Here is a 13,524-nt window from a genome sequence, read left to right on the forward strand (position 1 = left end):
GATTAATTGGTTCCAGCAGCGGCCGCGATGACCTTTTCCATGCCTGCGGCGATAGCCGTCACGGCATCGCGGCTGGCCTCGCTGAGACCGTGGCGTTCGGCCAGCCATTGCGTGTCGTTGTAGGACAGCCAGGCCTTGCCTTGCTCGTCTTCCCAAGCGAGCGCCTTGATCGGCAGGTCGATGCCGGCAAGCTGCCGGTCCTGCATCAGCGGCGTGCCGCCTTTCGGATGGCCGAAGATCAGCAATTCGGTCGGGCGCAGCGGCGCGCTGATTTCATGCGCGCCTGCGGCATGGTCGATCCGGGCGAAAACGCGCAATCCCGCACCGGTGACAGTCTCGACCAGCCGGTCGATGGTTTCGGCCACGCCAAAACGGCTTTCAACGGAGACGAGGCCGTTGCTCGCCATCACTCCGCCGCTTCGCGCTTGCCCCCGGGGCGGCGCTCCAGAAGCTCCTTCAGGAACTGGCCGGTGTAGCTGCGCTTCTCGCGCACGATCGCTTCCGGCGTGCCCGACGCGACCAGCTCGCCGCCGCCATCGCCGCCTTCGGGACCGAGGTCGAGCACCCAGTCGGCGGTTTTTATCACCTCGAGATTGTGCTCGATCACCACCACCGTGTTGCCCTGGTCGACCAGCTCGTGCAGCACTTCGAGCAGCTTGGCGACGTCGTGGAAGTGGAGGCCGGTGGTCGGCTCGTCGAGAATGTAGAGCGTCTTGCCGGTCGCCTTGCGCGACAATTCCTTGGCGAGTTTTATCCGCTGCGCCTCGCCGCCCGACAGCGTCGTCGCCTGCTGGCCGATATGGATGTAGCCGAGGCCGACCTGGTTCAGCGTCACCAGCTTGTCGCGCACGCCTGGCACCGCCGAGAAGAAGTCGACGCCTTCCTCGACCGTCATGTCGAGCACGTCGGCGATCGACTTGCCCTTGAACAGCACGTCCAGCGTCTCGCGGTTGTAGCGCTTGCCGTGGCAGACGTCGCAAGTGACGTAGACGTCCGGCAGGAAGTGCATCTCGATCTTGATGACGCCGTCGCCCTGGCAGGCTTCGCAGCGGCCCCCCTTGACGTTGAAGGAGAAGCGGCCCGGCTGATAGCCGCGCGCCTTGGCTTCCGGCAATCCGGCGAACCAGTCGCGGATCGGCGTGAAGGCGCCGGTATAGGTCGCCGGGTTGGAACGCGGCGTGCGGCCGATCGGCGACTGGTCGATGTCGATGACCTTGTCGAGGAACTCCAGCCCCTCGATGCGGTCGTGATCGGCCGGATGCTCGCGCGAGCCCATAATGCGGCGTGAGGCCGCCTTGAACAGCGTCTCGATCAGGAAGGTCGACTTGCCGCCGCCGGAGACACCGGTGACGCAGGTGAAGGTGCCGAGCGGAATCTCCGCCGTCACGTTCTTCAGATTGTTGCCGCGCGCGCCGACAACCTTGATACGCCGGTTCTTCTTTGCCTCGCGGCGCACCTCCGGCGTCGCCACTTCGAGCTCGCCCGAAAGATATTTGCCGGTGATCGAGGCGGGCGTGGCCATGATCTGCTGCGGCGTGCCCTGGGCGATGATTTCACCGCCATGGATGCCGGCGGCCGGGCCGATGTCGACGACATAGTCGGCATGCAGAATGGCGTCCTCGTCATGCTCGACGACGATCACCGTGTTGCCGATGTCGCGCAGGTGCTTCAGCGTGTCGAGCAGGCGCGCATTGTCGCGCTGGTGCAGGCCGATCGACGGCTCGTCCAGGACATAGAGCACGCCGGTGAGGCCGGAGCCGATCTGCGAGGCGAGGCGGATGCGCTGGCTCTCGCCGCCCGACAGCGTGCCGGAATTGCGAGACAGCGTCAGATAGTCGAGGCCGACATCGTTGAGGAAGCGCAGCCGCTCGCGGATTTCCTTGAGCACCCGGACCGCGATCTCGTTCTGCTTCTCGTTCAACTGCGCCGGCAGGTCGGTGAACCACTGGTCGGCCTTGCGGATCGACAGTTCGGTGACCTCGCCGATGTGTCTTCCGGCGATCTTCACGGCAAGCGCTTCCGGTTTCAGCCTGTAACCATTGCAGGCGGGGCAGGGGGTCGCCGACATGAAGCGCTCGATCTCCTCGCGCATCCAGGCCGATTCCGTTTCCTTCCAGCGCCGATCGAGATTGGGAATGACGCCCTCGAAGGTCTTGGTGGTCTTATAGGAGCGCAGGCCGTCGTCATACTGGAAGGTGATCTCGCGCTCGCCCGTGCCGTGCAGCACGGCCTCTTGCGCCTCGGCGCTCAGATCCTTGAACTTGTCGCCGAGTTTGAAGCCATAGGCCTTGCCCAGCGCTTCCAGCGTCTGGGCGTAATAGGGCGAGGTCGACTTCGCCCACGGGCTGATGGCGCCGTCGCGCAGCGAGACGTTCTCGTCGGGCACCACGAGGTTGGCGTCGATGGCGCGCTGGCTGCCGAGACCGTCGCAGGTCGGGCAGGCGCCGAACGGATTGTTGAAGGAGAACAGCCTCGGCTCGATCTCGGGAATGGTGAAGCCGGACACCGGGCAGGCGAATTTCTCCGAGAACATGATCCGCTCATGCGTCTCGTTCTTCGACTTGTTGACCGAGTCCTCGCCGGTCTGGCTGGCGTCGAGCGGCCTGTCGGCGAATTCGGCCACCGCCAAGCCGTCGGCGAGCTTCAAAGCCGTTTCCATCGAGTCCGCGAGCCGCGTCGCCAGATCGCCGCGCACGACGATGCGGTCGACGACGACGTCGATGTCGTGCTTGTATTTCTTGTCCAGCGCCGGCACGTCGGCAATCTCGTAGAAGACGCCGTCGACCTTGACGCGCTGAAAACCCTTCTTCTGCAGCTCCAGCAGTTCCTTGCGGTACTCGCCTTTGCGGCCGCGCACGATGGGCGCCAGCAGATAGAGGCGTGTGCCTTCCTCCAGCGCCAGCACGCGGTCGACCATCTGGCTGACCGTCTGGCTCTCGATCGGCAGGCCGGTGGCCGGCGAATAGGGGATGCCGACACGCGCGAACAGCAGGCGCATATAGTCGTAGATCTCGGTGACGGTGCCGACCGTCGAGCGCGGGTTGCGCGAGGTGGTCTTCTGCTCGATGGAGATGGCGGGCGACAGGCCGTCGATCTGGTCGACGTCCGGCTTCTGCATCATCTCCAGGAACTGGCGGGCATAGGCCGACAGGCTTTCGACATAGCGGCGTTGGCCTTCGGCATAGATGGTGTCGAAGGCAAGCGACGACTTGCCGGATCCTGACAGGCCGGTCATGACGATCAGGCTGTCGCGCGGCAGGTCGAGATCGACGTTCTTGAGATTGTGTTCGCGCGCCCCGCGAATGGAAAGGTATTTTTGGTCGGCCATCGCCGGTCGCCGCCTCAGGTCTGGAATTTTGCTGGATTGGCGGGTTTGTCCCGGCCATCCCCTATGTAGGTAGTTTCGCCGCTGCGTCGAGAGACGCCACAAATCTCGACGAAAGCAGCCACCATGGGTTTAACCGGCTTTCGCGCGTGCGAGCAAGCGCAAAGAACAAAGGCCGAACACGCTCCTGACAAAGCGCTGTGGAAAGAGCGGCTGCAAAAACCGTCCCGACCGAGCGGCCGAAAGGCATTCTTCTTACCTGGACGTAACCTCCAACCGATCACATTTTTCCGTAACCGGCTATTCAACGGTTGACGTCTCGGACCCACGGGGGCAGTCTCTGGGCGTCAGCGAAGCCGGCCGTCTTTCGATGGCCTCGCCACCCGAAGGTGGCCTGCGAGACGCCGTGGGCATTTGCGACGAGAGCTTCGTAAGACAATGGTCGCAACGGACAGAAGGAGCGGAGCATGACGCCACCGGACAGTCCCTTGAGGCTCCACACAAAGATGGAGCCGCGGCGGGCATAAGTGCCAGGGCGGGCGTGAGCGCCAGCCCGACAAACCGTGACCTGCCGATTGCGTACAATCAGAGACCATAGTCGGATCGTCGGCTGAACGCCGCGTTACATCCGAAACAGAATGCCGGCAGTCCACTCCCGGCTAAAATTGGGTTTCAGATCCATGAAAGCCCCGTCCACCTGCGGAAGCAGTGGCGGGGCTTACATTTTGTGGGTCGGAAGCCCGGCCATTGGCGTCCGCAGCGGTGAGCTTCAGTGGTTGGGCGGCCTGATGCCGCCCGTTGCCATGTCGATGGTGATGCTGCCGGAAATCCTGACATCGGTATCGCCGATCTTGAACGTGCCGTTGCTGCCGGCCGGCAGCGCGTCGTCCGGCTCGGGCTGCGGGGCAGGCTTGGCAATGCGGTAATCGCTGCTGACACCTGGAAGCTTCTGCGCCGAACTGTCGCCGGCAAAGGCTGCCGTGCTGCCGATCAGAGCGCCCGCGAGAGCAGCGAGGGCGATGCGTAAATGTCTGGATTGTCGGTGCGTCGTCATCCGCGAACTATAGAGATCCGCTCGGAGCGAGGCCAGACGCGCGGCAATCAAATTGCCGCGCGTCGTCCGTCCACCTCAGGCCGCTTTCTTGCGGGTGTCGTAGACATGGTCGACGAGGCCCCAGGCCTTGGCCTCCTCGGCGGTCATGAAATAGTCGCGGTCGAGCGTGCGCTCGACCTCTTCGTAGCTGCGACCGCAATGCCTGGCATAGAGTTCCGTCATGTGGCGCTTGGTGCGCAGGATGTCCTCGGCATGGCGCTGGATGTCGGAGGCCTGGCCCTGGAAGCCACCGAGCGGCTGATGCAGCACGATCCTGGTGTTGGGCAGTGCGATACGCCGCCCGGGCGAGCCCGCCATCAAAAGGAAGGAGGCCATCGAGGCCGCAAACCCCATGCACACCGTCGACACTGGGCAGGAAATGTACTGCATCGTGTCGTAGATGGCGAAGCCGCTGGTCACCACGCCGCCCGGCGAGTTGATGTAGATCGATATCTCCTTGTCGGGATGGTCCGATTCCAGGGACAAGAGCTGCGCGCAGACCAGCGCCGAGACGCCGTCGTTGATCTCGCCGTTGATGAAGACGATGCGCTCGCGCAGCAGCCGCGAGAAAATGTCGAAGGCGCGTTCACCGCGGCTCGACTGCTCGATCACCATCGGCACCAGATTGGCAAATGCGTTCATGGCCAGGTCTCCTCGGTTGTCTTTGGTCAGGCCGCGCGCAGCATCATGCAGGGCGCATTGGCGGCGGTCGGGTTCCTGCGCGCGTCGAGGGAAAGCCCGCAGCCGGCGCCGGCAACGGCGACGACGGGCTGCGCCACCGGCACGAAGCCGTCATGGACGATGCTGAGATGCGTGCCGCCGGAGACCGTGCGCGCGAGCGTGAAGGTGACAACGCTATCGAATGCCGGCAGACGGTCGGCATCTTCGGCACTTGGCCGCTCGCGCCAGGAATAGCGCAGCAGCTTGCCGGGCTCGGCCTCGAGCACTTCGCAGTCGATCGGTGCGTCCGGCCGGGCAAAGGCGAAGCGCTTGCCGGTTTCCGGCTTCATGTCGTTCGGCATCATCCATGCCGCGAGCAGCTCGGGCTCGGTGAGCGCCCGCCAGACCTTTTCCGGCGGATCGGGAAGCTCGCATTCGAAGCTGAGCGGCACATCGGCCGCTGTCGGGTGCTTTGTCGCCGTCATTGGTCCATTTCCTTCAGAACCGTCTTCAACTTCTCGATGCGCTCCGGCCAGAAGGCGCGGTAGCGCTCGATCCAACCGAGCAGCGGATCCAGTCCTTGCGGGTCGGCGCGGTAGTAGGCATTGCGGCCGGCGCGCCGCTCGACCACGAGGCCGGCGCCGCGCAGCACCGCCAGGTGCTGGGAGACCGCGGGCTGCGACACGCTCATGCCGGCGCGCAGCTCGGACACGCTCATCTCGCTTGCCGCGAGCCGTTCGTACACGGCGCGGCGGGTAGGGTCGGCAAGCGCCCGGAAAATCTCCGCTTCGATCATATGCGAAGCATAAGTCGATACTTATTGGTTTGGCAAGCGCCGTTTTAGGGCGTCCAGCGTTTCACCGGCTCCGCGGCTCCGTCGAAGCTTGCCTCGAAGATCGGCGATGCGAGAACGGCATGGATGTGAAGCGTGCCGGAACCGACATTTCGAAAGCCATGTTTGCAGTGCGCGGGAATGATCAGCGACTGCCCGGCGGTGAGCACGGCGCGTCGGTCATCGATCCACATTTCGGCTTCGCCGGCAATCACCGTTAGCACTTCCTCGACCGCGTGCGCATGGGTCGGTGCGCCGGTACCCGGTCCGACCCACTGCTCGAATATGCAAAGCTCGGCTGCACCGTTGATGGCGGCGATCTGCATGCGGGTCTCCACCCCGGCTCGCCAAATCTCTCGCGGCTGATGCTCATGCGTAACGATGTTCATTCGGATGTCTCCCCTTTTGTTTCCCCTACGGAACACTACCTCTTGGTGACATTCCTTGACAGAGGCTGTGGCCAGGACTAGAACGAAAAGAGAACAAAAACCTTGTGGGAAAAGCCAGCCTTTGCGGGCATGAGCGACCTGCAGGCTGTAAGGTGAGCGACTTAAAATTTGTTTCGGATGAGAGCGGAGAAGTACGATGGCGGGTAGCGTCAATAAAGTCATTCTGGTCGGCAACCTCGGAGCCGACCCTGAAATCCGCCGCCTGAATTCGGGGGATCCGGTCGTCAACATCCGCGTCGCCACGTCGGAGAGCTGGCGCGACAAGAATTCCGGCGAGCGCAAGGAAAAGACCGAGTGGCACAACGTTGTCATCTTCAACGACCAGCTCGCCAAGGTGGCCGAGCAGTATTTGAAGAAGGGCATGAAGGTCTATGTCGAGGGCCAGCTGCAGACGCGCAAATGGCAGGACCAGACCGGCAATGACCGCTACACGACCGAGATCGTGCTGCAGAAATTCCGCGGCGAATTGCAGATGCTCGACGCGCGCGGCGAGGGCGGCGGCCAGGTCGGCAATTATGCCGGCGGCGGCAACAGCCGTGGTTCCGATTTCGGCCAGTCCGGCCCGAACGAAGGCTTCAGCCGTGGCGGCGGTGGTGGTTCCAGAGGCGGTGGCGGCGGCTCATCGCGCGAGCTGGACGACGAGATCCCGTTCTGAGAAGCGCGTGACCGGCATCTGAGGAGAGGCGATGTCGCTCGGACCACTTCTGTCGGCGCCGCCTCCCATTCCATGGCATGCCTTCGCGGCCTTCGCCGCGCTCGCCGTCGGCGGTGCCCAGCTGGCGCTGCCGAAAGGCACGATACGTCACCGCGTGCTGGGCTACGCCTGGGTGGCGCTGATGCTGGTCGTTGCCATATCGAGCTTCTGGATCCAGCAGATCCGGCTGATCGGGCCGTTCAGCCCGATCCATCTTCTGTCGATCCTGGTGCTGGTGACGGCGCCGCTGGCGGTATGGTATGCGCACATCCATAAAGTGGCCGCGCATCGCGGCGCCATGATCAAGCTCTACCTGTTCGCGCTGATCGGCGCCGGCATCTTCACGTTGTTGCCCGGCCGGATCATACATGCGGTCGTGTTCGGCCAGTAGGCCTCAGTCTCACAAGGAAGAATGCAGTGAAAGCACGCGTCAAATGGGTCGAGGAACGCACCTTTGTCGGTGAGTCCGGCAGCGGTCATAGGGTGGTGCTGGGCACCGCGCATGGGCCGGAAGGCCTGACGCCGGGGCCGAGCCCGATGGAGCTGGTGCTGATCGGCACCGGCGGCTGCTCGGCCTATGACGTCGTCCATATCCTCGAGAAGGGCCGCGAGGCGGTCGAGGACTGCGTGGTCGAGCTCGACGCCGACCGCGCCGAGACCGAGCCGCGCGTCTTCACTCGCATCCACATGCATTTCATCGTCAAGGGCCGCGCGCTGTCGCGCGACAAGGTGAAACGCGCGATCGACCTCTCGGCCGAGAAATACTGCTCGGCAACGGCGATGATGGCCAAGACGGCGACGGTCACGCATGATTTCGAGGTCGTTGACACGGCGCGAAATGAGGCAGCAGGGCAGTAGGATACCTGCTCAGGCGGCCATCAGCGCCCTGATGCCGTCCGCCACGAACTGCACGGCAAGCGCCGCCAGGATGACGCCGAGCAGCCTTGTCAGGATCGAGCGGCCGGTCTGGCCCAGGATGCGGTCGATGCGCTCGGCCAACACGAACACCAGAAAGGTGAGCACAAGACAGATCGCGATGATGCCGACCAGGGCCGCCTGCGCGGCAAAGCCTTCGAAGTGCCCGGACAGCAGCACGGTCGCCGAAATCGCGCCCGGGCCGGCGATCAGCGGAATCGCCAGCGGGAAGGCGGCGATGTTGTGGATCATGTCCTTGGTGATGGCGACGTCGCCGATCTTCTCCTTGCGGTCCTGACGCCGCTCGAACACCATTTCGAAGGCGATGAAGAAGAGCAGGAAGCCGCCGGCGACACGGAAGGCCGGCAGCGTTATGCCGAACACCGACAAGATCGAGGCGCCGGCGACGGCAAACAGCGCCATCACCAGAAAGCCGATCACCGAAGCGCGCACCGAGACCTGCTGACGCTCTTCGCGGTTCATGCCGCGCGTCACGGCGAGGAAGAGCGGCGCCAGCCCGGGCGGATCGATGGTCACCAGGATGGTGACGAAGGCGTTGAACAGGCTGTCGAAGCTCGGCATCGCTGGTCCCCTCCCGCCGGGCGAAGCCCAGGCTCTGCAATTGGTAGAGCAAAGCCGGGGCGCTGGAAACAGGCGGAAGGGGAAATCAGCCAGCTATTCAGCCTCGCCGCAGTAGGCCTCAAGCCGGTAGCCGTCAGGGTCGATGACGAAGGCGGCATAGTAGTTGTCGCCATAGGCGGCACGCAGTCCGGGCGGGCCATTGTCCTTGCCGCCCTCGCGCAACGCCGCAGCATGGAAGGCATCGACGCCGGCGCGCGTCGGCGCGGCAAAGCAGAAGTGCAGGCCGGAGTCGGTGTCGGCCGGTACAGGCCGACCGGCCTCATTGACCCAGAGCTCTACCGTCTTTGCGCCATAGCCGAGCGAGCCGGGCGACTGACTGAGGCAGGAATAGCCGAGCGGCTGCAAGGCGGCGTCGTAGAAGCGTTTCGAGGCGCTGGCGTCGCGGACGCCGATCGAGACATGGTCGATCATTGTTTTCTCCATGATTGCAATTGGTTGATCGATCAGGCTGGAGTCGCGCGGCGCGCCAAAAACTCGACCTCGATGCGCCAGGTCGCGCCGCCGTCATGCGAACGTTCGCCCAGCCAGCGGAACGAATTGTCGGTGATGCGCGAAAAGCTCCAGCGCACCGATGCGCCGGTGCCATCAGCACCGATCTGCACGATCGTGTCGCCTTCGGCGCGTCCGAGCTGCCGGCTGTAATACTGGTTACGGGGGTCGCTCCAGAAAATGTGCCAGGCGTCCGCGCCGGGATCGTAGACGCGCAGCGTCGTGCCGTAAAAGGTCCATGGTCCAAGCGACGGCGACGGGCCGGTGTCCCGCGCGGGCAGTATCCAGACGTCCTGGACGGCCTTGCCTTCCAGGACCCAGCCGAAATGCACCTCGCCGCGTCCGGTAAGCTTGGTGCCATCTTCCAGGGTGCGCGTGGCGTCGAACGTCCAGGAGCCGATGAAGCGGCCATAGAGTTTCAGCTTTTCGGCGCGATCCGGGTTGGGGTGGTCGCTGTGCAGGGCTTCGGCAAAGGGATCGGTCATGGCTGCTGCCTCGTTTGTCAGGAGAAGCCGAGCAATAGGAGCATGCCGGGGTTTTGCGCTTGGGAAAAATTGCTATCTTTCGGTGATGGCGACGACTGGGAAAAATCTTGCCTCGGGACCTGGCTGGCAGGTGTCCGACGTGATCTGCACGGCTCGCGCCGGCGACAGGCCGTTCGAGGAACAGCATCGCAGTTTCTGCATCGCCGCCGTGACCAGGGGCACGTTCCGCTACCGGACGCGCCAGGGCACGGCGGTGCTTGCTCCCGGCGCCATCCTGCTCGGCAATCCAGGCGCCTGCTACGAATGCGGCCACGAACATGGCGCCGGCGACCGCTGCCTCTCCTTCCATTTCTCTCCCGCCTACATAGAGAGCCTTGTCGCGGGTGCGCCGGGCGCGAAGCGGCTGGGCTTCGCCGGTCCGCGCCTGCCGCCCTTGCCGGCGCTGGCCCCGTTGCTGGCGCAGGCGGAGGCTGCGCGGGAAATGGCCGACAGCGAGGCGTTCGAGGAGCTTGGGCTGCGCATTGCCGGCGCGGTGATCGGGGCTGCGGCCGACACGCCCGAGGTTGCCCGGACACCCAGCCGTCGCGACCAGAAACGCGTTGCCGAGGCGGTGCGCCTGATCGAGCTCAATGCCGAGCGGCCGCTATCGCTGGCCGAGCTCGCCGACGGCGCGGCGACCAGCCCGTATCATTTTCTGCGCACATTCCGGCATGTCGCCGGCATGACGCCATACCAATTCCTGTTGAGGACCAGGCTGCATCGCGCCGCGGTGCGGCTGCGCGCGTCGGACGAGGCGATCTCGACGATCGCCTTCGACGCCGGCTTCAACGATCTGTCGACCTTCAACCGCCGGTTCCGGCGCAAGATGGGCGAGGCTCCCGGCGCCTATCGCGCCAAACGGGCGGGCGGACGCGGACGTTAGCCAAGGCTGCTCGATATTGCCGACCTTGCCCGGCGCGCGCGAAATGATGCTTGGCCATATCGTCGCAATCAGCGATATCCATTTGAAATTGCCATCAAAATTGTCTCTGGAAAAGTGTCGCCGCCATTGGAGTTTCAGCCCGGCTTCCTATATAAGCGGCAAGTGATTCCCGACTGGATTGTGACCTGATTTGACCGACCAGAAGACACCGCGCGGGCCGGAGGGCGGCCCCACCGGCATCGAGCCGATTTCGATCATCGAGGAGATGCAGCGCTCCTATCTCGATTACGCCATGAGCGTGATCGTCAGCCGCGCGCTGCCCGATGTGCGCGACGGGCTGAAGCCTGTTCACCGCCGCATCCTCTATGCCTCGCACGAGAGCGGCTACCATTGGAACCGCAAATATGTGAAGTCGGCGCGCCCGGTCGCCGACGTGATGGGTAAATACCATCCGCATGGCGACGCCTCGATCTACGACGCCTTGGTGCGCATGGCGCAGGACTGGTCGCTGCGCGTGCCGCTGATTGACGGTCAGGGCAATTTCGGCTCGATCGACGGCGATCCGCCGGCGGCGATGCGCTACACCGAGTCCCGGCTGACCAAGGTTGCGCACGAATTGCTGGAAGACATCGACAAGGAAACCGTCGATTTCCAGGACACTTACGACGCCTCCGCCACCGAGCCAAAGGTGCTGCCGGCGCGCTTCCCGAACCTGCTTGTCAACGGCTCGGGCGGCATCGCCGTCGGCATGGCCACCAACATCCCGCCGCACAATCTCGCCGAAGTCTGCAACGGCGCCATCGCCATCATCGACAATCCGGCCATCGACCTGCCGTCGCTGATGGAAATTGTGCCCGGTCCAGATTTCCCGACCGGCGGCATCGTGCTCGGCCGTTCCGGCATCTACAATGCCTATTCGACGGGCCGCGGCTCGATCGTCATGCGCGGCCGCGTCAATATCGAGGCGCGCGGCAACGACCGTGAATCGATCATCATCACCGAGATTCCCTATCAGGTGAACAAGGCGGCGATGATCGAGAAGATGGCCGAGCTGGTGCGCGAGAAGCGTATCGAGGGCATTTCCGACATCCGCGACGAGAGCGACCGCCAGGGCTACCGCGTCGTCGTCGAACTGAAGCGCGAGGCCGTCGCCGACGTCATCCTCAACCAGCTTTATCGCTTCACGCCGCTGCAGACCTCGTTCGGCGCCAATATGGTGGCGCTGAACGGCGGCAAGCCGGAAGTGCTGACGCTGATAGACATGCTGAAAGCCTTTGTCGGCTTCCGCGAGGAGGTGATCAGCCGGCGCACGAAATACCTTTTGCGCAAGGCTCGTGAGAGGGCTCATGTGCTGGTCGGTCTGGCGATAGCGGTCGCCAACATCGACGAGGTGATCAAGCTGATCCGCACCGCGCCCGATCCGCAGACGGCGCGCGAGCAGTTGATGGAGCGGCGCTGGCCGTCCCACGACGTCGCTCCGCTGATCCAGCTGATCGACGATCCGCGCCACCGCATCAACGAGGACGGCACATACAATCTCTCCGAGGAGCAGGCGCGCGCCATACTCGATCTGCGCCTGCAGCGCCTGACCGCGCTCGGCCGCGACGAGATCGCCGACGAATTGAACAAGATCGGCGCCGAAATCGTTGATTACCTTGACATTTTGTCGTCCCGCGCGCGCATCCAGCAGATCGTCAAGGACGAACTGATCGCGGTCCGCGACGAGTTCGGCACGCCGCGCCGCACCGAGCTCGCCGAGGGCGGGGCGGATATGGAAGACGAGGACCTGATCCAGCGCGAGGACATGGTCGTCACCGTCAGCCATTCCGGCTACATCAAGCGCGTTCCTCTGTCGCTCTACCGGGCGCAGCGCCGCGGCGGCAAGGGCCGCTCCGGCATGTCGACCAAGGACGAGGATTTCGTCACCCGGCTGTTCGTCGCCAACACGCACACGCCGGTGCTGTTCTTCTCCTCGCGCGGCATCGTTTACAAGGAAAAGGTCTGGCGGCTGCCGGTCGGCAATCCGCAGTCGCGCGGCAAGGCGCTGATCAACATGCTGCCGCTCGAGCAGGGCGAGCGCATCACCACCATCATGCCGCTGCCGGAGGATGAGACCAGCTGGGGCGAGCTCGACGTGATGTTCGCCACCACGCGCGGCACGGTGCGCCGCAACAAGCTTTCCGACTTCGTCCAGGTCAACCGCAACGGCAAGATCGCCATGAAGCTGGAGGAAGAGGGCGACGAGATCCTCGGCGTCGAGACCTGCACCGACAATGACGACGTGCTGCTTACGGCGAATTCCGGCCAGTGCATCCGCTTCTCGGTCAGTGACGTGCGCGTCTTCCAGAGCCGCAACTCCGTCGGCGTGCGCGGCATCGCCATGGCCGAGACCGATCGCGTGATCTCGATGTCGGTGATCGAGCATGTCGATGCTTCACCGGCCGAGCGTGCGGCCTATCTCAAGCGTGCGGCGTCCGAACGCCGGCTGGCCGCCGGCGGTGCGGCCGAGGAGGAAGAGATCGCGCTGACCAATGAGGAGATCGGCGAGGAAGCCGAGCTTTCCGACGAGCGCTACGAATTCCTCAAGGTGCATGAGCAGCTTGTGCTGACAGTGACCGAATACGGCTACGGCAAGCGCTCGTCGTCCTACGATTTCCGCCTGACTGGCCGCGGCGGCAAGGGCATCCGCGCCACCGATGTCTCGAAAGTGGCCGAGATCGGGCGGCTGGTGGCGACCTTCCCGGTCGGCAACGACGATCAGATCATGCTGGTTTCGGACGGCGGCACTGTCATCCGCGTGCCGGTCGACGGCATACGTTTCGCCAGCCGCGCCACCAAGGGCGTGACCATCTTCAACACGGCCGAAGGCGAGAAGGTAGTGTCGGTCGAGCGGATTTCGGAGCCGCAGTCGGAGGAGGAAGCCGAAGAAGCGCCTTCGGGTGAAGCTGGCACCGCAGAAGATGCGGGCGAGGGAAATCCCGAATAGGCTTTGGCTACGCGCCACCGGCCCTCGGGGCC

At 64.2% G+C, this 13,524-nt stretch carries 15 protein-coding genes; 5 read left to right on the forward strand and 10 right to left on the reverse strand.

Annotation, left to right across the window (positions count from 1 at the left end; genetic code table 11):
* Positions 1-2 precede the first annotated feature (2 nt).
* From RFN30_RS04970 to RFN30_RS05000, 7 genes are all read right to left on the reverse strand, one after another.
* Positions 3-407 carry a DUF302 domain-containing protein gene (locus RFN30_RS04970; RefSeq protein ID WP_320261032.1) on the reverse strand — a complete coding sequence of 135 codons (405 nt, stop codon included), beginning with the start codon at positions 405-407 and terminating at the stop codon, positions 3-5.
* Positions 407-3,328: an excinuclease ABC subunit UvrA gene (uvrA, locus tag RFN30_RS04975; RefSeq protein ID WP_320261033.1), complete on the reverse strand. Its 2,922-nt coding sequence runs from the start codon at positions 3,326-3,328 to the stop codon at positions 407-409. The genes RFN30_RS04970 and uvrA overlap by 1 nt, the downstream gene beginning before the upstream one ends.
* A gap of 766 nt (positions 3,329-4,094) precedes the next feature.
* Complete coding sequence (locus RFN30_RS04980) at positions 4,095-4,379, reverse strand: hypothetical protein (RefSeq protein WP_320261034.1); 285 nt, start codon at positions 4,377-4,379, stop codon at positions 4,095-4,097.
* Between the two features lie 75 nt (positions 4,380-4,454).
* The gene (locus RFN30_RS04985; RefSeq protein WP_320261035.1) at positions 4,455-5,060 is read right to left on the reverse strand and encodes an ATP-dependent Clp protease proteolytic subunit; all 606 of its coding nucleotides are present in this window, start codon (positions 5,058-5,060) and stop codon (positions 4,455-4,457) included.
* Positions 5,061-5,086: 26 nt separating this feature from the next.
* The gene (locus RFN30_RS04990) at positions 5,087-5,563 is read right to left on the reverse strand and encodes an SRPBCC family protein (protein ID WP_320261036.1); all 477 of its coding nucleotides are present in this window, start codon (positions 5,561-5,563) and stop codon (positions 5,087-5,089) included.
* Positions 5,560-5,874 (reverse strand): ArsR/SmtB family transcription factor, encoded by a 315-nt coding sequence (locus RFN30_RS04995; protein WP_320261037.1) that lies wholly within the window; start codon positions 5,872-5,874, stop codon positions 5,560-5,562. Before RFN30_RS04995 ends, RFN30_RS04990 begins: the two co-directional genes overlap by 4 nt.
* Before the next feature lie 44 nt (positions 5,875-5,918).
* Positions 5,919-6,236, reverse strand: a complete 318-nt coding sequence (locus RFN30_RS05000; protein WP_320261038.1) for a cupin domain-containing protein — start codon at positions 6,234-6,236, stop codon at positions 5,919-5,921.
* A 259-nt stretch (positions 6,237-6,495) separates the two neighbouring features.
* On the opposite strand from RFN30_RS05000, the gene ssb reads away from it, so the two are divergent.
* Genes ssb through RFN30_RS05015 form a run of 3 tightly spaced genes read left to right on the forward strand, consistent with a single transcriptional unit; the run spans position 6,496 to position 7,911 of the window.
* Positions 6,496-7,014, forward strand: a complete 519-nt coding sequence (gene ssb / locus RFN30_RS05005; protein ID WP_320261039.1) for a single-stranded DNA-binding protein — start codon at positions 6,496-6,498, stop codon at positions 7,012-7,014.
* A 31-nt stretch (positions 7,015-7,045) separates the two neighbouring features.
* Positions 7,046-7,444 (forward strand): DUF2306 domain-containing protein, encoded by a 399-nt coding sequence (locus RFN30_RS05010; RefSeq protein WP_320261040.1) that lies wholly within the window; start codon positions 7,046-7,048, stop codon positions 7,442-7,444.
* 26 nt (positions 7,445-7,470) lie between these two features.
* Entirely contained in the window at positions 7,471-7,911 is a 441-nt protein-coding gene (locus RFN30_RS05015) for an OsmC family protein (RefSeq protein ID WP_320261041.1), read from the forward strand.
* A gap of 9 nt (positions 7,912-7,920) precedes the next feature.
* Here RFN30_RS05015 and RFN30_RS05020 read toward each other — a convergent pair whose 3' ends face one another.
* The 3 genes from RFN30_RS05020 to RFN30_RS05030 form a co-directional block, all read right to left on the reverse strand.
* Positions 7,921-8,550: a MarC family protein gene (locus RFN30_RS05020; protein WP_320261042.1), complete on the reverse strand. Its 630-nt coding sequence runs from the start codon at positions 8,548-8,550 to the stop codon at positions 7,921-7,923.
* A gap of 93 nt (positions 8,551-8,643) precedes the next feature.
* Complete coding sequence (locus RFN30_RS05025; protein WP_320261043.1) at positions 8,644-9,021, reverse strand: VOC family protein; 378 nt, start codon at positions 9,019-9,021, stop codon at positions 8,644-8,646.
* Positions 9,022-9,053: 32 nt separating this feature from the next.
* A complete protein-coding gene (locus RFN30_RS05030; protein ID WP_320261044.1) occupies positions 9,054-9,584 on the reverse strand; it encodes a hypothetical protein in 531 nt (176 codons plus the stop codon).
* An 85-nt stretch (positions 9,585-9,669) separates the two neighbouring features.
* On the opposite strand from RFN30_RS05030, the gene RFN30_RS05035 reads away from it, so the two are divergent.
* A complete protein-coding gene (locus tag RFN30_RS05035; RefSeq protein WP_320261542.1) occupies positions 9,670-10,506 on the forward strand; it encodes a helix-turn-helix transcriptional regulator in 837 nt (278 codons plus the stop codon).
* Positions 10,507-10,696: 190 nt separating this feature from the next.
* Positions 10,697-13,492, forward strand: coding sequence for a DNA gyrase subunit A (gyrA, locus tag RFN30_RS05040; RefSeq protein WP_320261045.1), 2,796 nt, complete (start codon positions 10,697-10,699; stop codon positions 13,490-13,492).
* Positions 13,493-13,524: the final 32 nt, after the last annotated feature.

This window comes from Mesorhizobium dulcispinae, from assembly GCF_033977345.1.
GTDB lineage: Bacteria > Pseudomonadota > Alphaproteobacteria > Rhizobiales > Rhizobiaceae > Mesorhizobium > Mesorhizobium dulcispinae.